This is a genomic window from Enterobacter sp. Taxon_2 (assembly GCF_058355295.1).
The window spans coordinates 2,728,131-2,749,620 of record NZ_CM178024.1 but is presented as its reverse complement, the minus strand read 5'-3'; the positions used below and the strand labels follow the sequence as shown (position 1 = coordinate 2,749,620).

General features: G+C 51.9%; 27 protein-coding genes. 18 read left to right on the top strand and 9 right to left on the bottom strand.

The window, feature by feature from the left end; translation table 11 throughout:
- Positions 1 to 301 precede the first annotated feature (301 nt).
- Both AC4IC4_RS13055 and AC4IC4_RS13050 read right to left on the bottom strand, forming a co-directional pair.
- Positions 302 to 874, bottom strand: coding sequence for a hypothetical protein (locus tag AC4IC4_RS13055; RefSeq protein ID WP_491471283.1), 573 nt, complete (start codon positions 872 to 874; stop codon positions 302 to 304).
- A complete protein-coding gene (locus AC4IC4_RS13050) occupies positions 874 to 1,284 on the bottom strand; it encodes a hypothetical protein (RefSeq protein WP_491471282.1) in 411 nt (136 codons plus the stop codon). Before AC4IC4_RS13050 ends, AC4IC4_RS13055 begins: the two co-directional genes overlap by 1 nt.
- Before the next feature lie 271 nt (positions 1,285 to 1,555).
- Here AC4IC4_RS13050 and AC4IC4_RS13045 point away from each other — a divergent pair, with 271 nt between their 5' ends.
- The 6 genes from AC4IC4_RS13045 to AC4IC4_RS13020 are packed head-to-tail and all read left to right on the top strand — an operon-like array spanning position 1,556 to position 6,426.
- Complete coding sequence (locus AC4IC4_RS13045) at positions 1,556 to 2,197, top strand: phage baseplate assembly protein V (RefSeq protein WP_491471281.1); 642 nt, start codon at positions 1,556 to 1,558, stop codon at positions 2,195 to 2,197.
- Complete coding sequence (locus tag AC4IC4_RS13040) at positions 2,194 to 2,544, top strand: GPW/gp25 family protein (RefSeq protein WP_234617520.1); 351 nt, start codon at positions 2,194 to 2,196, stop codon at positions 2,542 to 2,544. Before AC4IC4_RS13045 ends, AC4IC4_RS13040 begins: the two co-directional genes overlap by 4 nt.
- 5 nt (positions 2,545 to 2,549) lie before the next feature.
- A complete protein-coding gene (locus AC4IC4_RS13035; protein ID WP_491471280.1) occupies positions 2,550 to 3,458 on the top strand; it encodes a baseplate assembly protein in 909 nt (302 codons plus the stop codon).
- Positions 3,451 to 3,984, top strand: coding sequence for a phage tail protein I (locus AC4IC4_RS13030; protein ID WP_126818540.1), 534 nt, complete (start codon positions 3,451 to 3,453; stop codon positions 3,982 to 3,984). Before AC4IC4_RS13035 ends, AC4IC4_RS13030 begins: the two co-directional genes overlap by 8 nt.
- A gap of 7 nt (positions 3,985 to 3,991) precedes the next feature.
- Positions 3,992 to 5,908 (top strand): tail fiber protein, encoded by a 1,917-nt coding sequence (locus tag AC4IC4_RS13025; RefSeq protein WP_491471279.1) that lies wholly within the window; start codon positions 3,992 to 3,994, stop codon positions 5,906 to 5,908.
- A 2-nt stretch (positions 5,909 to 5,910) separates the two neighbouring features.
- Positions 5,911 to 6,426: a tail fiber assembly protein gene (locus AC4IC4_RS13020; RefSeq protein WP_491471278.1), complete on the top strand. Its 516-nt coding sequence runs from the start codon at positions 5,911 to 5,913 to the stop codon at positions 6,424 to 6,426.
- Between the two features lie 23 nt (positions 6,427 to 6,449).
- Here the strand turns inward: AC4IC4_RS13020 and AC4IC4_RS13015 are convergent, their stop codons facing one another.
- Positions 6,450 to 6,572 (bottom strand): hypothetical protein, encoded by a 123-nt coding sequence (locus tag AC4IC4_RS13015; RefSeq protein WP_255518592.1) that lies wholly within the window; start codon positions 6,570 to 6,572, stop codon positions 6,450 to 6,452.
- 228 nt (positions 6,573 to 6,800) lie between these two features.
- Between AC4IC4_RS13015 and AC4IC4_RS13010 the strand changes: the two genes are divergently transcribed.
- The 10 genes from AC4IC4_RS13010 (at position 6,801) to AC4IC4_RS12965 (ending at position 16,536) form a co-directional block, all read left to right on the top strand.
- Positions 6,801 to 7,994, top strand: coding sequence for a phage tail sheath protein (locus AC4IC4_RS13010; RefSeq protein WP_491471277.1), 1,194 nt, complete (start codon positions 6,801 to 6,803; stop codon positions 7,992 to 7,994).
- A 12-nt stretch (positions 7,995 to 8,006) separates the two neighbouring features.
- The gene (locus AC4IC4_RS13005; RefSeq protein ID WP_491471276.1) at positions 8,007 to 8,525 is read left to right on the top strand and encodes a phage major tail tube protein; all 519 of its coding nucleotides are present in this window, start codon (positions 8,007 to 8,009) and stop codon (positions 8,523 to 8,525) included.
- 60 nt (positions 8,526 to 8,585) lie between these two features.
- Positions 8,586 to 8,894: a phage tail assembly protein gene (locus tag AC4IC4_RS13000; protein WP_491471275.1), complete on the top strand. Its 309-nt coding sequence runs from the start codon at positions 8,586 to 8,588 to the stop codon at positions 8,892 to 8,894.
- Between the two features lie 32 nt (positions 8,895 to 8,926).
- Positions 8,927 to 9,049 (top strand): GpE family phage tail protein, encoded by a 123-nt coding sequence (locus AC4IC4_RS12995; RefSeq protein WP_047365949.1) that lies wholly within the window; start codon positions 8,927 to 8,929, stop codon positions 9,047 to 9,049.
- Positions 9,039 to 11,486, top strand: coding sequence for a phage tail tape measure protein (locus AC4IC4_RS12990; RefSeq protein WP_491471274.1), 2,448 nt, complete (start codon positions 9,039 to 9,041; stop codon positions 11,484 to 11,486). Before AC4IC4_RS12995 ends, AC4IC4_RS12990 begins: the two co-directional genes overlap by 11 nt.
- 13 nt (positions 11,487 to 11,499) lie before the next feature.
- Positions 11,500 to 11,964: a phage tail protein gene (locus AC4IC4_RS12985; RefSeq protein ID WP_023333118.1), complete on the top strand. Its 465-nt coding sequence runs from the start codon at positions 11,500 to 11,502 to the stop codon at positions 11,962 to 11,964.
- Positions 11,961 to 13,130: a phage late control D family protein gene (locus AC4IC4_RS12980; protein WP_491471273.1), complete on the top strand. Its 1,170-nt coding sequence runs from the start codon at positions 11,961 to 11,963 to the stop codon at positions 13,128 to 13,130. The genes AC4IC4_RS12985 and AC4IC4_RS12980 overlap by 4 nt, the downstream gene beginning before the upstream one ends.
- 76 nt (positions 13,131 to 13,206) lie before the next feature.
- The gene (locus tag AC4IC4_RS12975; RefSeq protein WP_491471272.1) at positions 13,207 to 13,428 is read left to right on the top strand and encodes a DNA-binding transcriptional regulator; all 222 of its coding nucleotides are present in this window, start codon (positions 13,207 to 13,209) and stop codon (positions 13,426 to 13,428) included.
- Between the two features lie 366 nt (positions 13,429 to 13,794).
- Positions 13,795 to 15,255 (top strand): hypothetical protein, encoded by a 1,461-nt coding sequence (locus AC4IC4_RS12970; protein WP_491471271.1) that lies wholly within the window; start codon positions 13,795 to 13,797, stop codon positions 15,253 to 15,255.
- A 315-nt stretch (positions 15,256 to 15,570) separates the two neighbouring features.
- Positions 15,571 to 16,536, top strand: coding sequence for a bifunctional helix-turn-helix transcriptional regulator/GNAT family N-acetyltransferase (locus tag AC4IC4_RS12965; protein ID WP_491471270.1), 966 nt, complete (start codon positions 15,571 to 15,573; stop codon positions 16,534 to 16,536).
- 29 nt (positions 16,537 to 16,565) lie between these two features.
- On the opposite strand, the gene AC4IC4_RS12960 is transcribed toward AC4IC4_RS12965, so the two are convergent.
- The gene (locus tag AC4IC4_RS12960) at positions 16,566 to 16,862 is read right to left on the bottom strand and encodes a YciI family protein (protein WP_024907101.1); all 297 of its coding nucleotides are present in this window, start codon (positions 16,860 to 16,862) and stop codon (positions 16,566 to 16,568) included.
- A gap of 220 nt (positions 16,863 to 17,082) precedes the next feature.
- On the opposite strand from AC4IC4_RS12960, the gene tonB reads away from it, so the two are divergent.
- Positions 17,083 to 17,805 carry a TonB system transport protein TonB gene (tonB, locus tag AC4IC4_RS12955; RefSeq protein ID WP_491472824.1) on the top strand — a complete coding sequence of 241 codons (723 nt, stop codon included), beginning with the start codon at positions 17,083 to 17,085 and terminating at the stop codon, positions 17,803 to 17,805.
- 38 nt (positions 17,806 to 17,843) lie between these two features.
- Here tonB and yciA read toward each other — a convergent pair whose 3' ends face one another.
- The 4 genes from yciA to AC4IC4_RS12935 all read right to left on the bottom strand — a co-directional run bounded on the left by yciA (position 17,844) and on the right by AC4IC4_RS12935 (position 20,113).
- Positions 17,844 to 18,239 carry an acyl-CoA thioester hydrolase YciA gene (gene yciA, locus AC4IC4_RS12950; protein ID WP_008502796.1) on the bottom strand — a complete coding sequence of 132 codons (396 nt, stop codon included), beginning with the start codon at positions 18,237 to 18,239 and terminating at the stop codon, positions 17,844 to 17,846.
- 104 nt (positions 18,240 to 18,343) lie between these two features.
- On the bottom strand, positions 18,344 to 18,883 hold the full coding sequence (locus AC4IC4_RS12945) for a septation protein A (RefSeq protein WP_032647595.1): 540 nt from the start codon (positions 18,881 to 18,883) through the stop codon (positions 18,344 to 18,346).
- A 56-nt stretch (positions 18,884 to 18,939) separates the two neighbouring features.
- Positions 18,940 to 19,683 carry a YciC family protein gene (locus AC4IC4_RS12940; RefSeq protein ID WP_491471269.1) on the bottom strand — a complete coding sequence of 248 codons (744 nt, stop codon included), beginning with the start codon at positions 19,681 to 19,683 and terminating at the stop codon, positions 18,940 to 18,942.
- A gap of 25 nt (positions 19,684 to 19,708) precedes the next feature.
- On the bottom strand, positions 19,709 to 20,113 hold the full coding sequence (locus AC4IC4_RS12935; protein ID WP_032674935.1) for a YkgJ family cysteine cluster protein: 405 nt from the start codon (positions 20,111 to 20,113) through the stop codon (positions 19,709 to 19,711).
- A gap of 280 nt (positions 20,114 to 20,393) precedes the next feature.
- On the opposite strand from AC4IC4_RS12935, the gene ompW reads away from it, so the two are divergent.
- A complete protein-coding gene (gene ompW / locus AC4IC4_RS12930) occupies positions 20,394 to 21,026 on the top strand; it encodes an outer membrane protein OmpW (RefSeq protein ID WP_023335963.1) in 633 nt (210 codons plus the stop codon).
- A 46-nt stretch (positions 21,027 to 21,072) separates the two neighbouring features.
- Here ompW and AC4IC4_RS12925 read toward each other — a convergent pair whose 3' ends face one another.
- Positions 21,073 to 21,411 carry a hypothetical protein gene (locus AC4IC4_RS12925; protein ID WP_491471268.1) on the bottom strand — a complete coding sequence of 113 codons (339 nt, stop codon included), beginning with the start codon at positions 21,409 to 21,411 and terminating at the stop codon, positions 21,073 to 21,075.
- Positions 21,412 to 21,490: the final 79 nt, after the last annotated feature.

Genomic DNA, 21,490 nt, shown 5'->3' with positions numbered 1-21,490 from the left:
AAATGATTGTCTTTTAAAATAAATTTATTTAAGTTGGATGTGGTCGCTATTTCTTAATGAGCACTTAGGGATGGCGCCCCCAATTGTTTAAGATATTAGTACAGGGAAATGAAAGTGATAAAGTTTAGGTCTGACTATGGTTTGTTTTTAATCTTGTATAGATTATGGGGAAAGCAAGGTTTGAAATGTGATTTCAGCACTATCCGCTTCGGTAGAGAAGCGGATGGTTGTTAAAGCGTACTATATTGCAATGTTTTCTTAAGTGCGCACAATATATTTTTGGGTGAGGTTTCCCTCTAGTTCATGGGGTGGGGTTGGTTGGAGTGTATTTTTTAAATACATAGTAAGCGGCAAAGATAATAACTGTCATTAGTATGAAGGGAAGGAAAAACCAGAATAAATAGGTTGCCGTTACTGATGAAATTATGCTGTCCTCGCGAAGATTAACTGCCATCCATTCGAGTCGGCCAGTTTCTTTATTTCTTTTTTTATATTCGGCAGTGAGTAGTGAGTTTAGTGCGGATGCCGAGGTAGGCATCTCTTTATTTAAGATATACAATATTTTCATGCTTTTGCCTGCTAATATTTCCCCCTCCCAAGCATTTGATTTTTGATTGCTTGTTGCTGGTTCGTATGAGGCTTGGATGACTTCGGATGGATTCGATTTTATTATGACTTTGTCAATTGCAATGTCAGAATAATTAAATATTTCAATATAGGTAGTATACAAGCCGCTCACTGACCTACTGGTGGCTTTGAAACTTAGTACAACATCTTTTTGTGTCATTGTATTGGCAAGCCACTGCGCAAAGAGAAGTAATAAAGCTGGCAGAATAGCCCATGCAGAGTTCTTAATAAAGTTTGATAACTTCATTAATTAATCCCTCCAGCCATTTCAATTAGCGCCACTATTGAGACTGCGTTCGACATTAGTAAAGATATTCCTATATATGCATCTCGAATTAATAAAAATTTGTAATTTATTTTATACTCATTTTTAATCTGAAGGATTTTTTTAATTTTTAATGTGAGCGCGAGGTGAGCTACAAGAAGTAAAATGCATAATATCAGTATGGGATAGGTTCCTGTAACCCTAGAAAACATATCTCCGCTCTCAAGTAATGATGCAAGTTTGTATACATCTAAAGCAATGACGGAGATACACACATCTCGTAAGCGTATATGTGCTTTCTCTCTTTCAAATAGTGAGATTGTAATGAGTATATATAATATTGCGATTGGCAATCCAATCGACATAAATACAGCGCTTTCTTTTAAAAACATTAATATTCCTTTTTACTTGATGGTCTTCGCAACTTAGTATGCCAATGAAGTATTAAATTGCAATGAAATTAATGCATTACAGCGTTTTAGGCGGTCGTTTGTTACAAGACTGAGCATCTTCCAAATCCAATATGTCCATTTTACCACTCTTCTAGGAGTCTGATTAAACTAGATTTTTTCTTGGACTGCATTTCATTTGGTTCATGTTGTTACATTCCTCAAAGAAAGATCATCAATTGCCGCTTGCCACGCTCTGCGGCATCCTTTCCACATGAATAATCTAAATTCTCCGCAGGAAATCGCACGCGCGATCCGCAACCTTATCCGCACCGGCATCGTGACCGACGTCGACCACGACGAGGGGCTGTGTCGTGTCCAGACCGGCGGCATGCAAACCACCTGGCTGAACTGGCTTACCAGTCGCGCCGGGCGCTCGCGAGTATGGTGGGCTCCATCTGTTGGCGAGCAGGTGCTTTTGCTGGCGATCGGCGGCGAGCTCGATACGGCATTTGTGCTGCCCGGCATTTTCTCTGATGACCATCCCGCGCCGTCTGCCTCCCCTGATGCGCTTCATGTTTCCTTTCCTGACGGGGCGGTTATTGAGTACGAGCCCGAAAACGGCGCGCTCACTGTGTCAGGCATCAAAACCGCAGACGTCGCCGCGTCTGAATCCATTACGGCCACCGTGCCGGTGGTGCTGGTGAAAGCGTCGAGCCACATCACGCTCGATACGCCGGAGGTGGTTTGCACCAACAAGCTGACAACCGGCACGCTCGAAGTGAAGAACGGCGGCACCATGCGCGGGAACATCGAGCACACCGGCGGGACACTGAAATCAAACGGCGTGCAGGTGGATAACCACGCGCACGGCAACGTACAGAGCGGCGGAAGCTGGACTAAGGGGACGCAATGACGGTGCGTTATCTGGGAATGAACAGCCAGACCGGCCTCAGTATCTCTGAGGTTGAGCATATCCGGCAAAGCGTACGCGACATTCTGGTCACGCCGGTTGGCTCGCGCGTCATGCGCCGTGAATACGGCTCGCTCCTGTCGCAGATGATTGACCAGCCGCAGACCCCGGCGCTGCGCCTGCAGATTATGGCCGCGTGCTATTCCGCGATCCAGAAGTGGGAGCCACGCGTAAATCTCACGACCATCACCTTTGAACGGTCGGAGACCGACGGCGGGCTGTATGTCGACATCACCGGCACCCGCTCAACCGGCGGCCAGCCTTTTTCACTCACCATTCCACTGAGTTAAACGCTATGGCAATTGTTGACCTTAACCAGCTCGCCGCGCCAGACGTCGTGGAAGAACTGGACTATGAAACCATCCTGAGCGAGCGAAAGGCGACGCTCGTCTCGCTGTACCCGGAAGACCAGCAGGACGCCATCGCGCGCACGCTGTCGCTTGAGTCCGAGCCGCTGGTGAAGCTGCTGCAGGAAAACGCCTACCGGGAAGTAATCTGGCGACAGCGCGTCAACGAGGCCGCGCGCGCGGTCATGCTGGCCTACGCCACCGGCGCAGACCTCGACCAGATAGGCGGGAATTACAACGTCCAGCGCCTTGTCATCACCCCTGCAGACGACACGACGTTTCCGCCGATGCCTGCCGTGATGGAGTCGGACACCGACTACCGTCTGCGCATTCAGCAGGCCTTCGAGGGGCTGAGTACCGCAGGCTCTACAGGCTCCTATCAGTTTCACGGCCGCAGCGCTGACGGGCGAGTCGCCGATATTTCGGTTATCAGTCCCGAGCCTGCGTGTGTCACGGTCACGGTGCTGTCACGCGAAAATAACGGCGTGGCGTCTGACGAGCTGCTCGCCATCGTGCGCACCGCGCTGAACGATGAAGACGTCAGGCCGGTCGCTGACCGCGTGACCGTGCAGTCGGCGAACATTGTCGACTATAAAATCACCGCATCGCTTTACCTTTACCCCGGTCCCGAAAGCGAGCCGGTGCTCAGTGCGGCGAAAGCAAAGCTGCAGGCGTATATCACCGCGCAGCACCGGCTCGGGCGAGACATCCGCAAATCAGCGATTTATGCCGCGCTCCACGTCGAGGGCGTGCAGCGCGTTGAGCTGGCCGAACCGGTGGCCGACATCGTGCTCGATGACACTCAGGCGTCATGGTGCAGCGAGTACAGCGTGACGATCGGGGGCAACGATGAATGATACCCGCCTGCTGCCGGTGGGCTCGTCACCGCTTGAGGTGGCGGCGGCGCGCGCCTGCGCTGAGATTGAAAATACCCCCGTTCCGCTGCGTCGCCTCTGGAGTCCTGACGACTGCCCGGCAAATCTGCTGCCGTGGCTGGCGTGGGCGTTTTCCGTTGACCGCTGGGATGAGAGCTGGCCGGAGGCCACAAAGCGGGATGTGATCCGCGCGGCGTGGTTTATCCATGCGCACAAAGGAACGATTGGGGCGGTGCGTCGCGTGGTCGAGCCGCTCGGCTACCTGATTAACGTGTCCGAGTGGTGGGAAACGAACGACCCGCCCGGCACGTTTCGCCTCGATATCGGTGTGTTAGAGACCGGCATCACCGAGGAAATGTATTACGAGATGGAGCGGCTCATTGCGGATGCAAAGCCAGCCAGCCGCCATCTTATCGGCCTCAACATTATTCAGGATGTGCCGGGCTATCTCTACACCGGCGCGCTGACGTATGACGGCGACATCATCACGGTTTACCCGGATAAGTGAGAACACCATGACAGTAAAATATAAAACGGTCATCACCAAAGCCGGTGCGATTAAGCTTGCTGCCGCGACCGTCCCGAACGGGAAGAAAGTGAACTTTACGGCGATGGCCATCGGCGACGGCGGCGGCACATTACCGGTGCCTGATGCCAGCCAGACAAAGCTCATCAATGAAGTCTGGCGCCATACGCTGAACAAAATCAGCCAGGACAACAAGAATCAAAATTATGTGATCGCGGAGCTGCTCATCCCGCCTGAAACCGGCGGTTTCTGGATGCGCGAAATGGGACTCTATGACGACACCGGCACGCTGATTGCTGTCGGCAACATGGCGGAAAGCTACAAGCCGGAGCTGGCGGAGGGGTCAGGCCGCGCGCAGACCGTGCGTATGGTCATCATGGTAAGCGACATCGAGTCTGTCGAGCTGACGATTGACACCTCAACGGTGATGGCAACGCAGGACTATGTTGACAATAAACTCGCAGAGCATGAGCAGTCCCGCCGTCATCCTGACGCCACGCTTACGGAAAAAGGATTTACCCAGCTCAGCAGTGCGACCGACAGCACGTCTGAGACGCTCGCCGCGACGCCGAAAGCGGTTAAGACGGCGTATGACCTTGCTAAAGGTAAATACACGGCGCAGGACGCGACCACGGCGCAAAAGGGTATCGTTCAGCTCAGTAGCGCGACCGACAGCACGTCTGAGACGCTCGCCGCGACGCCGAAAGCAGTTAAGACGGCGTATGACCTTGCCAATGGCAAATATACGGCTCAGGACGCGACCACGGCGCAAAAGGGTATCGTCCAGCTCAGTAGCGCCACCGACAGCGCGTCTGAGACGCTCGCCGCGACGCCGAAAGCGGTTAAGGCTGCTAATGACAATGCCAATGGCCGCGTGCCGTCAGGGCGGAAGGTTAACGGGCGAGCGCTGGCGGAAGATATCAATATCACTTCGCAGGATATTTTTAACGGTCAGGCCGTGCTGATTGGGAATGCTGCTGATCTGAATAGCTTTAATACACCGGGATTATATTACCAGCCATCCAATGCGCAGGCGCAAGCTGGAACAAATTATCCCGAACCGGTGGCCGGGTCGCTTGAAGTTTACAAACATGCAGGTATTACGCAGGTTTACCGGATATATGCGGATTCACGCTCATACATCCGTATTTTTTTTAATGGCGCATGGACGTCATGGGCAAAACAATATGATGCAGCAAATAAACCGACACCGGGAGATATTGGCGCGGTACCGACAAGTGGCGGACGTGTTGCGTACCTGGAAAATGCAACGTATTACAAGACTAACCCGGCCGGATGGTACGGCGGAGGTGCTTTTGCTGACCAGTACCGGAATAATGCAGCGCCGTTTCTTGTCCCTTATGGCTTTGCATCAGTAAAAGATAATTCTCAGTACCTACCGATTATTAAGGGAATATCTCATACAGCAGTATATGGCTATGGCGCATCGGTAAGCTTTGGCATTCTGCGCACAGGAAATGCTGATTTTGGTTCTGCCATAATCCAGATTATCGGGGATAGCGGCGATGGAGCCATTTTTGGTTTTAATGCTAATGGTACCTTCAACGCGCCCAATGCAATTGTTGCTGGCGGTGGTTTGTACGACACGCCTAACGTTAGGGTTTATTCCTCAAATAACCCACCGCCGAAGCAGGATTTAAGCCCCTACGCCATGCAGTCGTGGGTTATCGCTAATTTTGGCATGGTCAACGGAGTCAGGCGAGGCGGACAGCAACTTCAGAACCCGACAGACGCATTTTTCGGTAACTGGGAATCACCAGCCGGGTGCGTTGTTACCGGAATAACGATGGATGGCCGAAGCGACGGACGAAAGCTGGGCGTTTATTACCGCCAGCTGCAATATTTCAATAAACAAACTAATAGCTGGATTAACGTCGGGGATTAATCATGGATACTTTCATCAATCCTGTAATTTATAAATATGAACATGTCGAAATTAACGGCGTCATGCGTACGGGGCTTTATTTTCAGGATATCCACGGGCGCGACTGGTACGAAACCCTCCGCGACTGGAAAGGCGCTATTGCTGTTGATGCCGAAGGGATTGTGATTGCCTGCGAGACCGATGTCACCCTTATGGGAATGATGGAGGGGCGAAACGTTTATGAGGTTGACCCCGACAACATCCCGGACAATGTCATAGGAAACTACACGTTTCAGGATGGGGTATTTACCGATATTCGACCTGATGCGGCCGAACTTGCTGAGCAAAAAAGGAAGGAGCTCCTCGAGGAGGCCAAAATTGCAATGGCACCCCTGCAGGATGCGTCAGATTTAGGGATTGAAACTGACGATGAGAGGGCGCTGTTAAATGAGTGGAAAAAATACAGGGTCAGCCTGAACCGGATTACTGTCAATGATGCCGCTAAAATTGTCTGGCCTGAACCACCGGCAACCCGATAATAAAAAACCCGCGTTAAGCGGGTTTAATCGTAGGGGCATTCTTCATAGTCTTTTTCGGTTTCATCACCGGCAAAGAATTTGAGCCAGCAAAAACCGAAAATCCCCCATGCTGTCAGACCGCCTGTTATCCAGAGTAAAATCGTCATCGTTGTCACCTCGCTAATGGCGCAACGATAGCGATAATACCCTTTCATTGATAATGGTTATCAGCGATCAATTACTCATGATTGATCGCTCAAAACGATCAATCACCTTTCCCGCCCATCTCAACCACTCACTGCCCGTTGTGCAGTCCCCATTCCAACGGCGTTACGTTTCTCGCTCCCCACACACAACAGAAAATAGTCGCACCCCTTAACCACGGAGTTAAACAGATGGGCGACTATCATCACGGCGTCGAGGTCATCGAGATTAACGATGGCACGCGCACCATTTCCACCGTCTCGACGGCCATCATCGGTATGGTCTGCACGGCCAGCGATGCTGACGCAAAGACATTCCCCTTAAACGAGCCGGTACTGATTACCAGCGTGCAAACGGCGATCGGGAAAGCCGGTAAACAGGGCACGCTGGCAAAATCCCTGCAGGCCATTGCCGACCAGTGCAAGCCGGTCATTGTGGTGGTGCGCGTTCCCGAAGGTATCGACGACCCGGCAGACCCGGAAGCGGCGCAGAAAGAAACCATTTCGAACATCATCGGCACGACCGACGAAAACGGCAAATACACCGGACTGAAAGCGCTGTTAACGGCGAAAACCGTCACCGGCGTTAAGCCGCGCATTCTCGGCGTGCCGGGGCTGGATTCTCAGGAAGTGGCGACCGCGCTTGCGTCGACCTGCCAGAGCCTGCGCGCGTTCGGCTACGTGAGCGCGTGGGGCTGCAAGACCATTTCCGAAGCGATCGCCTATCGGGAGAACTTCAGCCAGCGCGAGCTGATGGTCATTCACCCTGATTTTCTGGCGTGGGACACCACGACAAACGAAACCCAGACCGCATGGGCGACCGCCCGCGCGCTCGGCCTGCGCGCCAAAATCGACCAGGAAACCGGCTGGCACAAAACGCTGTCCAACGTCGGTGTGAATGGCGTCACCGGCGTCAGTGCCTCGGTGTCATGGGATTTGCAGGAGCAGGCCACCGACGCCAACCTGCTTAATCAGGCCGGGGTGACAACGCTCATCCGCAACGACGGCTTTAAGTTCTGGGGCAACCGTACCTGCTCGGACGATCCGTTATTCGTGTTTGAAAACTACACCCGCACGGCGCAGGTGCTGGCCGACACGATGGCGGAGGCGCACGCGTGGGCGATGGATAAGCCCGTTTCCGCAACGCTCATCCGCGACATCGTCGCCGGTATCAATGCCAAATTCCGCGAGCTGAAAAACAACGGCTACATCGTTGACGGCTCCTGCTGGTACGACCCGGAGTCAAACACCGTGGAAACCCTGAAAGCCGGGAAACTGTATATCGATTACGACTACACCCCCGTCCCGCCGCTGGAAAACCTGACCCTGCGCCAGCGCATCACCGATATCTATCTGGCAGACCTGTCAGACTCGGTCAACAGCTAAGGAGCTCAGAGCATGGCGTTACCACGCAAACTGAAATACCTGAACATGTTTAACGACGGTCTCAGCTACATGGGCGTCGTTGAATCCGTCACCCTGCCAAAGCTGACCCGAAAGCTTGAGAAATATCGCGGCGGCGGGATGCCGGGCTCGGTGTCGATTGACCTCGGCCTCGACGACGACGCGCTGTCGTTTGAGTGGACGCTGGGCGGTCTGCCTGACGTTGAGCTTTGGGCTCAGTACGCGTCACCGGGTGCCGACAGCGTGCCGCTGCGCTTCACCGGCTCATTCCAGCGCGATGACACTGGCGATATTTCTGCCGTTGAGGTGGTCATGCGCGGCCGTCACAAAGAGTACGACGGCGGCGAGAACAAACAAGGCGAAAGCGGCACGACCAAAATCGCGACCGAGTGCTCGTACTACCAGCTCACGATCGACGGCAAGGAGGTCATCGAGATTGACGTCGTCAACATGGTGATGAAAGTCGACGGCGTCGACCGTCTCGCTGAGCACCGCCGGGCGATTGGCCTGTAACCTGTTAACCGGTCAGCCTGGCTGGCCGGTCACTTACTCACATTCAAAGAGAGCGACATCATGGAAAACATCAACGAAACCGCCACCACCGAAACCGAAAACTCAAACATTGTGATCCTCAATAACCCCGTCATGCGCGGTGAGCAGAAAATCGAGCAGGTGACCGTCACAAAACCCAACGCGGGAACCCTGCGCGGCGTGAGTCTGGCGTCGCTGGCAAACTCTGACGTCGACGCGCTGATTAAGGTGCTGCCGCGTATGACGTACCCGGCACTCACCGAGCATGAGGTCATGCGTCTGGAAGCGTCAGACCTGATTTTGTTCGCCGGTAAGGTGGTTGGTTTTTTGTCACCATCTTCGGCTCGCTGACATTCCCCGATAACCTTTCGGTCGATGACCTGATGGCGGATATCGCGGTGATTTTTCACTGGCCGCCATCAGAGCTTTATTCCCTGAGCGTGACCGAGCTCATCACATGGCGCGAAAAAGCGCTGCAGCGAAGCGGACACCACCATGAGCAATAACGTCAGGATTGAGGTACTGCTGAACGCAGTAGACCGGGCAAGCCGACCGCTCAAAGCTATCCAGACTGCCAGCAAAACCCTTGCCGGCGATATCCGCACTTCTCAAAACAGCCTGCGCGATCTGAATGCGCAGGCGGCCCGAATTGACGGATTCAGGAAAGCGAGCGCACAGCTTGCCGTGACAGGTCAGTCGCTTAACAAGGCGAAACAGGAAGCCGCCGCGCTGGCCGTGCAGTTTAAAAACACGCAGAACCCCACAACCGCGCAGGCGCGGGCGATGGAAGCGGCAAAAAAATCCGCCGCTGACCTGCAGCTCAAATACAACAGCCTCAGGCAGTCGGTACAGCGCCAGCGCACCGAGCTCGCGCAGGCCGGGATAAATACCCGCACCCTGTCAGCGGATGAGCGCCGACTGAAAACCAGCATCAGTGAAACGACCGCTCAGCTTAACCGGCAGCGCGAGGCGCTGGCTCGGGTCAGTCAACAGCAGGCGAGACTCAGTCGGGTAAAAGAGCGTTATCAGGCCGGTAAATCCCTTGCCGGAGGCGCTGCAGCGGCAGGCGCGGCGGGCGTCGGTATTGCCACGGCGGGAACGATGGCCGGGGTGAAACTGCTGATGCCTGGCTATTCGTTTGCACAGAAAAACTCTGAGCTGCAGGCCGTGCTCGGGGTAGAGAAACAATCACCCGAAATGGAGGCGCTGCGCAAACAGGCGCGACAGCTCGGGGACAATACTGCAGCGTCTGCAGATGATGCGGCGAGCGCGCAGATTATCATTGCGAAAAGCGGCGGGGATGTCGCAGCGATTCAGGCGGCGACGCCGGTCACGCTGAATATGGCGCTGTCTAACCGTCGCTCGATGGAAGAAAACGCCGCGCTGCTGACGGGTATGAAATCCGCGTTTCAGATGTCAAACGACCAGATCGCACACATCGGCGACGTGCTGTCGATGACGATGAACAAAACGGCCGCTGACTTTGACGGGCTGAGCGACGCGCTGACGTATGCTGCGCCGGTGGCAAAAAATGCCGGGGTCAGTATCGAGCAGACCGCCGCAATGGTCGGCGCACTCCATGACGCCAAAATCACCGGCTCGATGGCAGGGACCGGCAGCCGTGCCGTCCTCAGTCGACTGCAGGCTCCGACCGGTAAGGCATACGAGGCTATCAAAGAGCTCGGCGTTAAAACGTCTGACAGCAAGGGCAACACGCGCCCGATTTTCGCCATTTTGAAAGAAATGCAGCGCAGTTTTGAGAAAAACAATCTCGGAACCAGCCAGAAAGGCGAGTACATGAAAACCATCTTTGGTGAGGAAGCCAGCTCGGCGGCGGCGGTGCTGATGACCGCTGCCTCAAGCGGCAAGCTCGACCAGCTCACGGCGGCCTTTAAAGCCTCGGACGGGAAAACCGCTGAGCTCGTTAAAATCATGCAGGACAACCTCGGCGGCGACTTCAAAGAATTCCAGTCAGCCTATGAGGCCGTCGGTACTGACCTGTTTGACCAGCAGGAGGGCTCACTGCGTAAGCTCACCCAGACCGCCACGAAATATGTGTTACAGCTCGACGGATGGATCCAGAAGAATAAGGTACTGGCGACAACTATCGGGGTAATAGTTGGGGGCGGACTGGCGCTGATTGGCGTGCTGGGCGGGATTGGCCTGATAGCGTGGCCGGTGGTAACGGGCATCAACACGATTATCGCTGCTGCTGGTTTTCTCGGTACAAATCTGGCCGCAATGGGTACGGCCATTGTCTCTGTGCTCGGGGCGATTACCTGGCCGATTGTCGCTATTGGCGTTGCCATCGTCGCCGGTGCGCTGCTTATCCGCAAATACTGGGAGCCAATAAGCGCATTCTTTTCCGGCGTGGTGGAGGGGCTTAAAGCGGCCTTTGCGCCGGTGGCGGAAATTTTTGCACCGCTCGCGCCGGTGTTTGATTCTTTCATGGAGAAATTACGCGGAGTCTGGCAGTGGTTCAAAGACCTGATCGCACCGGTTAAGTCGACGCAGGAGACGCTCGACAGTTGCAAAAATGCGGGTGTGATGTTCGGTAAGTTACTGGCCGAAGCGCTGATGTTACCGCTCAAAAGCTTTAATACATTGCGTACCGGCGTTAACTGGCTGCTGGAAAAGCTCGGGGTTATCAATAAAGAATCGAGCGACCTTGACCAGAAGGCCGCAAAAGCCAGTGCCGCCACCGGCTCGCAAAATGGGTCTTATATTCCGGCAACCTCAGCATATGGCGGCTATCAGGCATATCAGCCGGTAACGGCACCCACAGGTAAGACTTACGTAGACCAGAGCAAGCCAGAATATAACATCAACCTGAATGGTGGCATTGCGCCGGGCAGCGACCTCGACCGTCAGCTGCGTGAAGCTGTCGATAAACTCGACCGTGAAAACCGTGCGCGTCAGCGCTCAAGTATGCGTCATGACTGAGGGGGGATAAAGCATGTTAATGGTTTTAGGTTTGTTTGTGTTTGAGCGCCGCACGCTGCCCTATCAGTCCATGCAGTATTCGAAGGATTACCGCTGGGCGTCAAACGACCGTATCGGCAAGCCACCGGCTTACCAGTATCTCGGGGAAGGGGAAACCACGCGCACGCTGTCGGGCGTGCTCTATCCCGAAATTACCGGCGGACGTCTGTCACTGACCGCCATCGAGCTGATGGCCGACGAGGGGCGCGCGTGGCCGCTGATTGACGGAACGGGCATGATCCACGGCATGTATGTCATCGACAAAGTGACGCACACGCACACCGAGCTATTCAGCGACGGAGCGGCGAGAAAAATCGAGTTTAGCCTTTCCCTTAAGCGGGTCGATAAATCGCTGGCGGCCATTTATGGCGACCTGAAAACGCAGGCCGACAATCTGGTCACGTCTGCCGGTGACTGGCTGGGAGGGCTGGCAGGATGATTACAGGAATGGATATTCAGGCCGGGGCGAAGATTGCCCCGGCGTTTATGCTCAAGCTGGATAACGACGATATCACCCGGGATTTTAGCGACCGCCTTATCAGCCTGACCATGACCGACAATCGCGGATTCGAGGCCGACCAGCTCGATATCGAGCTCGATGACACTGACGGCCAGATAGCTTTGCCACCGCGCGGAGCAACGTTGACGCTGTGGTTAGGCTGGCAGGGATCCGCGCTGATAAAAAAAGGGACGTTCACGGTTGACGAAATCGAGCACAGGGGCGCGCCTGATACGCTCACCATCCGGGGGCGAAGCGCCGATTTTCGCGGGACGCTGAACTCACGCCGGGAACAGTCATGGCATGACACCACGCTCGGGCAAATTGTTGAGACGATTGCGGCACGCAATAAACTGTCGGCCAGCGTGGCCGACACGCTGAAAGCCGTCGCAGTGCCTCACATTGACCAGTCGCAGGAATCCGACGCGGTGTTTCTGTCCCGCCTGGCGGAACGGAACGGGGCGGCGGTTTCGGTCAAAGCGGGTAAGCTGTTATTCCTGAGGGCGGGGAGCGGTAAGACGGCCAGCGGGAAGCCCATTCCGCAAATGACGCTAGAGCGCGGCGACGGCGATCGTCATCAGTTTGCCATTGCTGACCGGGAAGCCTACACCGGTGTTACGGCAAAATGGCTGCACACTAAAGACCCGAAACCGCAAAAGCAGAAGGTGAAGCTCAGGCGTAAGCCCAAAGAGAAGCACCTTCGCGCGCTGCAGCACCCGAAAGCGACCAAAGCCCCGGCAAAGGCCAAAGCCAAAAAAGAGCAGGAAGCGCGCGAGGGTGAGTACATGGCCGGTGAGTCTGACAACGTGCTGGAGCTGACAACCATCTACGCGACAAAGGCGCAGGCCATGCGCGCCGCTCAGGCGAAGTGGGACAAGCTGCAGCGAGGTGTTGCGGAGTTTTCAATCTCGCTGGCGATTGGCCGGGCAGATTTATTTCCTGAAACGCCAGTCGCGGTGAAAGGGTTTAAGCGCGTCATAGACGATCAGGCGTGGATAATCAGCCGGGTGGTGCATAACCTCAACGGGAACGGCTACACGACGGGCTTAGAGCTTGAGGTTAAGGTTTCGGATGTGGAGTACGAAAGCGAAGAATTAACGCAATGATTATCTATTAAGTGTTTGTTATATATGGATGAAGTGAGTAAAATTAACGCATCGGAAATTAAATTAGGTGCTCGCCATGTTTCACTGCCCAAAATGCCATTTCGCCGCTCACGCCCGCACAAGTCGCTATTTTTCTGACACAACCAAAGAGCGGTATCACCAGTGTACAAACATCAACTGCAGCGCGACATTTGTGACCACTGAGACGGTCGAGCGTTTTATCGTATCGCCGGGAGTTGTAGTACCAGCGGCACCTCACCCCTCAAACTCAGGTCAGCAACAAATGCAATGGATTTGAATAAAGATTTTGCTCCCTATAACGAGGCTAAAATTTAGTGGCTTCATTCTTTTACCGTCAGGAAAGTGGTGTAAGTTTAATAAATAACTTAAAATAATCATATGATTGGTTGGTTCAGGCGAGCAAAAGGAGTGAAAAGTATCACTTGTAGTGAAGTCAATACTGCAGAATATTACAGAGCGAAACTTCTTAATACTCTAAAGATACATATTAAATTTTTGTACTATTTAAATCCAGGGGGCGATTTTTGTCGCTTCCTTCTAAAAGAATTTCTATGCTGTGGATATGGTTAATATTTGTAATTTTAATCAAAAAAACACACAATAGTATGTTATGGCAATAATTCATTTTTTAGGAGTGCAATCATTGAAAGTAATTGACAATTCTATATTGATAAATGTGGATTTAACTGATGTCGTATTTGAGCAACTCAAGTTGCTTCTAACCGGCTTGGATGACATAAGCTTAAAAATTGAAAATTCGAAGATCACCGTTAAAGTTATAGATCTACCAAATGCAGTAAGTTCTGTACTCATTAAAAACTGCACGTTTGTTGTTTCAACGGTAATATCTAACCTTAAAGATGGCCGGTATTTTAAAATTGAAAACTGTAAAAAAGGTTTTTTTCTTGGTAACGTTAAAATAAGTGGAGTTAATTGCCGTAGCCTACTTATAGACCAAGATAAAATCGAAGACTTTACAGAACGCCTTTCTCCAGATATTGAAAAGTGTATTATCGAGTATTTCGAGTGTACATGTGAACAACCACCCGTTTTCGATGAGGTTGTTTTTATGAAAAAGGTATTGATAAGTTCTACTATTGAAAGCGAACCATGCGGTTTGTTTTTTAATAGCTGTAGCTTCCTCAAAAATTCTCAGATAAATATAAACATTAAATCACCAATTTCAGTACACATAGATAAATGTGGTTTTTTGAAATTGAAATCTGATTCTGATTCTGATTCTGATTCTGACAGAGCATATGTGAACTTTTCCGAAGGCACGATATTAAAAAAGCTTGATATATCCGGTTCAAAAATAGGGAGGATGAATTTTGACCTATTTTCAATTGCTACTGAAAATTTGATAATAAAAGATTCAGAAGTTGGAGGGTTAGATCTTTCAACCATTGAGAAGGATGATGATAAAAACAATTTCATATATAACATGAATGTGACTGGATCATCGTTGCGTAAATTTAGCTTTAGACATAGAAAAATAATTCATGCAATTGATTTCTCAGAGACAAAATTTCAAACCCCTCCTCAAATACAGGGTTCAAATATTCCTGAAGGGAGTGTGTTCCCCAATAAAACATACTTTATTAGTCGAAGAGGCTTGCATGATGCTTCGTGCTATCGTGCGTTAAGATTTATCATGGAGTCTCAAAGGAATAGAGAGTTTGAGGGGATGTTTTTCTCACTTGAACAAGAGAGCCTGTTAAATGGAGAAGACAAAAAAAATAAATTTCTTAGTGCTAGTTATTTATATTATTTATTTTCAGATTACGGTACGAATTATCGCGCTCCTTTAATCTATCTACTGATGTCCATGCCAGTTTTTACAATTCTTTATGCACTTATTAGCTCTCCAGTAATATCTATTTTCTTGCCGATAGATTGGAATTGCGTTATTAAATCATTAATTATCACATTGAAGCAAACATTTTTGCCTTTTGATGTGTTGAGGAATAATGACTTCATGGCTAACAAAAATACACTATCATATATGGGATTTGTACTCGTAGGTGTTCTTAATAGTATTGTTTCTGTTTCTCTTCTGGCGCTGTCTGGTTTGGCACTAAGATGGAAGTTCAAAAGGGGTTAGGCCAAACTGTAAATTATCAACTTTTAATATATTAATCGGTCCGAGATGTCGTGGGAACTGTTTAAATGTTTTGTAGTAGGTTCTTTTTTGTTCAATCATTTAAAGGGTGTCAACAGTTATAACTTTTAATAGAAGCCCCGCATTTGCGGGGCTTCATGTATCGATGTGGTCAATATGTGGACTTTGTTTGAAATAAATCCTTTTATTTCATTGTGTTGAAGTGTTGTAAAAAGCTCCTGCGGGGGCCTTTTTTATTCTGTTTGACAATCCCTCATCATTTAGTTGTATAGTACAACTAAATGATGAGGACAGAACATGCACAGCGAAACTCCGGTAGTCAGTGTCATTCGACGTTCCTCGCGCCTCATGGTGCGAGAGTTAGGTTTTATGGGTTCTACCCTGGCCTCAACGAGCTACTCACCTTCGGCCGTCCATACCCTGGTCGAAATCGCCTTACGCAAACAGATGACGGCGAGTCAGCTGGTGCAACTGCTGGGCCTGGAAAAGTCCAGCGTCAGCCGGATGCTGTCTCGTCTGATTGCCGCTGGCGAACTCGAGGAAGTTATTTCTGCTGAGGATGCGAGAGCAAAGAGCCTCAGGCTGACCGCGAAAGGTCACGAGACGGTCAGCAAAATTAATGCCTTCAGCAATGAGCGCGTGGTTACAGCAATAAAGCGTCTTGCTCCTGCCCAGCAGCAGACCATTTCTGAGGGGCTCACCCTTTATGCCAATGCGCTGCAGGCATGCCGTGAGGCGGGCAACGATATGCAGCCCGACGAGCTGAAGATAGTGCAGGGGTACATCCCCGGCATGATTGGCCGTATCGCGGAGATGCATGGCAGCTATTATTCGCGGGAGCATAACTTTGGTCGCTTCTTCGAGGCCAAAGTGGCTTCAGGGCTGGCCGAGTTCAGTGAAAGACTGGAGAAGCCCTGTAACCAGATTTGGCTGGCAGTACTCAACAACAAAATTGTCGGCTCGGTGGCGATAGATGGCGAGGATCTGGCGCCGGGTGAAGCCCATCTTCGCTGGTTTATTCTTGATGATGGCTGTCGGGGACACGGCGTGGGGAAAAAACTGCTGAATGAAGCGATGCGGTTCTGCGACAGTGTCGGTTTTTCTGCCGTGCACCTCTGGACATTCAATAAGCTGACCGCCGCCCGGCGGCTGTACGAGTCGTTTGGGTTTACGCTGGTAAAAGAGTGGGAAGGGGACCAGTGGGGAAGCCTGATTACAGAGCAGCAGTTTACCTGGTATAAAGACGCACAACCGGCGCTATAAAAAAGGCTCCTTGCGGAGCCGCTTTGGTATCAGAACACTTTCTTATACGGTCGAACCGTCACCTTCGCATATACACCTGCCGCAACATACGGATCTGCGTCAGCCCAGGCCTGAGCGGCTTCCTGGGATTCAAACTCAGCAATAACCGTGGAGCCGGCAAAACCGGCGGCACCCGGATCGTTGCTGTCTACTGCAGGCATAGGGCCGGCGGTCAGTAATCGACCTTCATCCTGAAGCAACTGCAAACGTGCCAGATGCGCAGGGCGCACAGCCTGGCGTTTTTCGAGCGAATCAGCAACATCTTCAGAGTAAATCACGTAAAACACGGCGAAGCTCCTTAACCGGTAAAAGTGTCAGTTACGTTATGTGAAAGGGCAAACGACTGCAATGTAAAATAAAAACAATGTTAATACCCTGATCTGAATGCGCCTTTTTTGGCCTCTCATGCGCTAAAGTTGCGTCAGAACAAAGTGTCTTATTGAATATGATTGCTATTTGCATTTAAAATCAGTGTTCGGTTTTTTAACGTTGATGACTATGACTTCGATGACCCTTGATTTACCTCGCCGCTTTCCCTGGCCGACGCTGCTTTCTGTCGTGATTCACGGTGCCGTTGTGGCGGGTCTGCTGTATACCTCGGTTCATCAGGTTATTGAAATGCCCGCGCCCGCGCAGCCGATTTCGGTGACGATGGTCTCGCCAGCGGATCTTGAACCGCCGCAGGTTGCCCCTCCGCCGCCACAGCCGGTGGCTGAACCGGAGCCAGAACCCGAGCCTGTTCCGGCGCCACCGAAGGAAGCCCCGGTGGTGATCCACAAGCCTGAACCGAAGCCAAAACCTAAGCCGAAGCCAAAACCGGTGAAGAAGGTCGAAGAGCGTCCGAAACGCGAGGAACGTCCGGTTGAACCGCGCGCGACCCAGGCAGTAGAAAATGCGGCGCCTTCACGCCCGGTGATGAACAATACGGCAACGACTTCAAAGCCAACGGTTACCGCGCCAGCGGGCCCGCGTGCCGTAAGCCGCAACCAGCCCCAATATCCGCCGCGAGCTCAGGCCTTACGTATTGAAGGCCGCGTACGGGTGAAATTCGACGTGACCGCGGATGGACGCGTGGATAACGTCGAAATTTTATCTGCTCAGCCTTCTAATATGTTTGAGCGCGAAGTGAAATCTGCCATGCGCAGATGGCGCTATGAGCCAGGCAAGCCGGGCAGCGGATTGATTGTTAATATCGTTTTCCGCCTGAACGGCGGGGCGCAGATGGAATAAAAAAAGCCTCCGAAAGGAGGCTTTTTTTTGCCTGTCGATCAGGCCTGTGGAAGTTGACGAGGTTTACCCTCGCTGTCCACTGCGACATAAATAAACAGCGCTTCAGTGGCCTTATAACGCTGCCCAATCGGCTCAGAAGAGACTTTCTTCACCCAGACTTCGATGTTGATGGAAATGGAGGTATTGCCGCGTTTCACGCAGCGCGCGTAGCAGCAAACCACATCCCCTACCGCAACCGGGCGCAGGAAGGTCATGCCGTCCACCCGCACCGTCACCACGCGCCCGTGGGCGATCTCTTTTGCCAGAATTGCGCCGCCCATATCCATCTGCGACATCAGCCAGCCGCCAAAAATATCGCCATTGGCATTGGTGTCAGCGGGCATTGCCAGTGTGCGTAAAACCAGTTCGCCCTGAGGGGCGTTAGTTGTTGTCATTGTTTTAACTCGTAACGGAATACTTCAGGCGGGATGCTACTATGATTTCACAGTGGAGAGAATAGACCAGAACACCTGTCGTTGACGTTCTGGTCAGTGATTAATCAGTGCTTGTCGTCCTGCGGCATGTGGCGATAAATATATACGCCGCTTAACAGCGTGAAGATAAGCGTCAGCGCGGTCAGGCCAAAGACCTTAAAATTGACCCAGATATTCTGCGGCAGCCAGAAAGCAATATAGATGTTAGCGAGACCGCAGAGAATAAAGAAGACCGCCCAGGCGATATTCAGACGGGACCAGACGTGTTGAGGCAGCGTCAGCTCTTTGCCCAGCATGCGCTGGATCAGCGGCTTTTTCATCACCCACTGGCTGATTAACAATGCGCCCGCAAACAGCGCGTAAATGACGGTCACTTTCCATTTAATAAATTCATCATTGTGGAAGAACAGGGTAAGCCCGCCGAATACGGCGACCAGGACGAAGGTAACCAGCGCCATTTTTTCGACTTTACGATAGCGAACCCAGCTGTAAATCAGTACAACGGCGGTCGCAACGATCAGCGCAGTGGTGGCGGCATAAATATCGTACAGCTTATAAAAAGCAAAAAAGACCACGAGCGGTAAAAAATCAAGAAACTGCTTCATTCTGTGATTCCATCTTCTGAGCGGGGCGGGAGACTGCGATGTCCCCCGCCTCCAGATTACTGACGAATTAACGTATACAGGCGGAACAGATAGACCAGCAGTATCGCTGAAATCAGATTGCTCAGCGTATTCGCTACTACCGCGCCAACATTGGGCGTTAATACCGCAAAATTCGGCGCAAACAATAACAGCAGCGTTTTGGCGAGCAGCCAGCCGATCACGGCGGGCGCCACCAGACGCATATTAGCCCATGCCAGTCGGATGCTGCTGCGCATCGCGGTAAAAATCCCCATTTTATCCTGCACGACCATCACCGGCGCAAATGAGAGCACGATAGCCAGTAACACACCCGGCACCACGACCAGCATAATCCCCATCTGCACCAGCAGGGTGGTCAAAAAGATCAGGATAAACAGCTTGGGTAAAACTGGCGCACTGGCACCAATCGCCCGCAAGGCGCTGACCCGATGACCCGCCGATACCAGCTGAATCATCAGCAAAACGCCGCCCGCCAGAATTGCATTACCAATCAGGCCTGAGAACGTGGACGCGGCAGAAGCGCGCAGCAGAATTTGCTGCTGCTCAGGCGTCATGTTTTGCACCAGCTCAAACAACCCCACGCTACCCGCAAGATGGTCGCCCTGGCTCAGGCTGGCAATCTGTTCTTCACTCGGTGAGAACGCATGACCCAGCACCACCGTGATAAAGGCACATAGCAACGCGATCAGTAAAAAGGTTATGAACTGATTGCGGAAAAAGTTTCCCGTGTCACGGTAGACAGACTTCGCCGTGATAGACATGCACTCTCCTTGAGTATTGCAGGTGTTAATTAGCCGGCAATTGTACACCGGATGCACCTGCTGTGGCAGCATCAAGGCTTGTATGGAAAAGCATATCTTTGTAAAGCGGCGGTAATCCAACGCGGGCGCGGGCGCGGTTACAGGCTTCGTTGACCTGCCCATCTTCCCCCGACATGGCAAATTCCCGGCACGGGCTGGGGCGATCCTCATAGATGGAACAGCGGGTCGCGACCCCAGGCTCACCCTGTAGCGCCACACAGCGGGCCTGCTTTTGGTTCGTGCCGCTCATGCAGCGCAGAAAGGGGGTTAACGGCTCGGTAAGATGAACCGGAACGGTACCGCCGCCATCGCTGGCTTCGGCCCAGTAGAAAGAGACTCGAAAATACGCACAACAGGCTCCGCACGTCATGCACGGGTTAATATCACTCATGGCACACCTGCAAAAGAAGAACGCATCAAATCAACTTGTGAAGCGATAAATTATCCAGCCGCCAGAGGAAGAGCAAGAGGGGGAAAAGGGAAATTTTGTAACCGTGAAATGCCAAAAATTGACATGGAAACAACTTATTGGTTTTGGGTGCGTAACAAAAAATTAATCCAGATCAATGAATGTTAAGTTACTGGTTTTAATGTGATCTGTGGCAGATCACTTATTACCCTTTTGTGAGTATATTCTCACCCGCGATTAAAACCACAACGATGGAGCGGATATGAAAAAATTAGCGGTGGCAGCCCTTGTATTAAGCAGTCTCTCTGGCGGCGCATATGCGCATGAAGCAGGCGAATTCTTTATTCGTGCCGGTTCGGCTACGGTTCGCCCAACTGAAGGATCGGATAACGTGCTGGGTATGGGCGGTTTTAACGTCAGTAATAACACCCAGTTAGGTTTAACGTTCACCTATATGGCGACGGATAACGTTGGTGTTGAGCTTCTGGCAGCAACGCCGTTCCGTCATCGCGTGGGTCTCGGGCCGACCGGTGATATCGCCACGGTTCACCATTTACCGCCAACGCTGATGGCGCAATGGTACTTTGGTGACTCAAGCAGCAAGGTGCGCCCTTATATTGGCGCCGGTGTGAACTACACCACCTTCTTTGATGAGAAATTCAACGATACCGGTAAAGAGGCAGGTCTGACGGATCTCAGCCTGAAAGATTCGTGGGGCATGGCGGGACAGGTCGGTCTGGATTACCTGATTAACCGCGACTGGCTGATCAACGCCTCGGTCTGGTACATGGATATTGATACGGACGTACGCTTCAAGGCGGGCGGTCAGCAGCAAAGTATCAATACTCGCCTGGATCCGTGGGTGTTCATGTTCTCTGCGGGTTATCGTTTCTGATCCCCCATCAAACTGGCCACAGGGTGGCCAGTTTGCTTTGCCCACTTCAAAACGACGGATAAACCGACCGCTCATCAAGCTTTACGCAATGCCTCAGGATCGTTTCCCCATCATATAAATAGCTGAAAGCGTCGCTCGACAGGGAATGGAAGAGAATATCGCCGTTGGCAAACGGGATAATTTCGGTATCACCCGCACGTTTGTGTCCCGCGCCGGTTTCAAAATGACCGTGCCATCGTTCCTGGGTGTGGTCATAAACGTGAAGAATAACCTCGACAAGTCCTCTTTGCGGACAATTAAGGCGCAGGAAGGTAGAAGAGAAATTCAGGGACAGCGCATGGAAAGGAATCAATAAGGCGAAAACCAGTAAAGCTCGTAAATACATCAAACCGCGAAAACCTCCTTCAAAAGGGAAATGAGATTTTACTTAAGTCGAAAATTGCGTTTTTGCCATGGATCAAGAT

What these genes read in the sequence shown, in the direction of transcription:
- AC4IC4_RS13055 (WP_491471283.1), bottom strand. Translation starts at nt 874, where the DNA reads ATGAAGTTATCAAACTTTATTAAGAACTCTGCATGGGCTATTCTGCCA.
- AC4IC4_RS13050 (WP_491471282.1), bottom strand. Translation starts at nt 1,284, where the DNA reads ATGTTTTTAAAAGAAAGCGCTGTATTTATGTCGATTGGATTGCCAATC.
- AC4IC4_RS13045 (WP_491471281.1), top strand. Translation starts at nt 1,556, where the DNA reads ATGAATAATCTAAATTCTCCGCAGGAAATCGCACGCGCGATCCGCAAC.
- AC4IC4_RS13040 (WP_234617520.1), top strand. Translation starts at nt 2,194, where the DNA reads ATGACGGTGCGTTATCTGGGAATGAACAGCCAGACCGGCCTCAGTATC.
- AC4IC4_RS13035 (WP_491471280.1), top strand. Translation starts at nt 2,550, where the DNA reads ATGGCAATTGTTGACCTTAACCAGCTCGCCGCGCCAGACGTCGTGGAA.
- AC4IC4_RS13030 (WP_126818540.1), top strand. Translation starts at nt 3,451, where the DNA reads ATGAATGATACCCGCCTGCTGCCGGTGGGCTCGTCACCGCTTGAGGTG.
- AC4IC4_RS13025 (WP_491471279.1), top strand. Translation starts at nt 3,992, where the DNA reads ATGACAGTAAAATATAAAACGGTCATCACCAAAGCCGGTGCGATTAAG.
- AC4IC4_RS13020 (WP_491471278.1), top strand. Translation starts at nt 5,911, where the DNA reads ATGGATACTTTCATCAATCCTGTAATTTATAAATATGAACATGTCGAA.
- AC4IC4_RS13015 (WP_255518592.1), bottom strand. Translation starts at nt 6,572, where the DNA reads ATGACGATTTTACTCTGGATAACAGGCGGTCTGACAGCATGGGGGATT.
- AC4IC4_RS13010 (WP_491471277.1), top strand. Translation starts at nt 6,801, where the DNA reads ATGGGCGACTATCATCACGGCGTCGAGGTCATCGAGATTAACGATGGC.
- AC4IC4_RS13005 (WP_491471276.1), top strand. Translation starts at nt 8,007, where the DNA reads ATGGCGTTACCACGCAAACTGAAATACCTGAACATGTTTAACGACGGT.
- AC4IC4_RS13000 (WP_491471275.1), top strand. Translation starts at nt 8,586, where the DNA reads ATGGAAAACATCAACGAAACCGCCACCACCGAAACCGAAAACTCAAAC.
- AC4IC4_RS12995 (WP_047365949.1), top strand. Translation starts at nt 8,927, where the DNA reads ATGGCGGATATCGCGGTGATTTTTCACTGGCCGCCATCAGAGCTTTAT.
- AC4IC4_RS12990 (WP_491471274.1), top strand. Translation starts at nt 9,039, where the DNA reads ATGAGCAATAACGTCAGGATTGAGGTACTGCTGAACGCAGTAGACCGG.
- AC4IC4_RS12985 (WP_023333118.1), top strand. Translation starts at nt 11,500, where the DNA reads ATGTTAATGGTTTTAGGTTTGTTTGTGTTTGAGCGCCGCACGCTGCCC.
- AC4IC4_RS12980 (WP_491471273.1), top strand. Translation starts at nt 11,961, where the DNA reads ATGATTACAGGAATGGATATTCAGGCCGGGGCGAAGATTGCCCCGGCG.
- AC4IC4_RS12975 (WP_491471272.1), top strand. Translation starts at nt 13,207, where the DNA reads ATGTTTCACTGCCCAAAATGCCATTTCGCCGCTCACGCCCGCACAAGT.
- AC4IC4_RS12965 (WP_491471270.1), top strand. Translation starts at nt 15,571, where the DNA reads ATGCACAGCGAAACTCCGGTAGTCAGTGTCATTCGACGTTCCTCGCGC.
- tonB (WP_491472824.1), top strand. Translation starts at nt 17,083, where the DNA reads ATGACCCTTGATTTACCTCGCCGCTTTCCCTGGCCGACGCTGCTTTCT.
- yciA (WP_008502796.1), bottom strand. Translation starts at nt 18,239, where the DNA reads ATGACAACAACTAACGCCCCTCAGGGCGAACTGGTTTTACGCACACTG.
- AC4IC4_RS12945 (WP_032647595.1), bottom strand. Translation starts at nt 18,883, where the DNA reads ATGAAGCAGTTTCTTGATTTTTTACCGCTCGTGGTCTTTTTTGCTTTT.
- AC4IC4_RS12940 (WP_491471269.1), bottom strand. Translation starts at nt 19,683, where the DNA reads ATGTCTATCACGGCGAAGTCTGTCTACCGTGACACGGGAAACTTTTTC.
- AC4IC4_RS12935 (WP_032674935.1), bottom strand. Translation starts at nt 20,113, where the DNA reads ATGAGTGATATTAACCCGTGCATGACGTGCGGAGCCTGTTGTGCGTAT.
- ompW (WP_023335963.1), top strand. Translation starts at nt 20,394, where the DNA reads ATGAAAAAATTAGCGGTGGCAGCCCTTGTATTAAGCAGTCTCTCTGGC.
- AC4IC4_RS12925 (WP_491471268.1), bottom strand. Translation starts at nt 21,411, where the DNA reads ATGTATTTACGAGCTTTACTGGTTTTCGCCTTATTGATTCCTTTCCAT.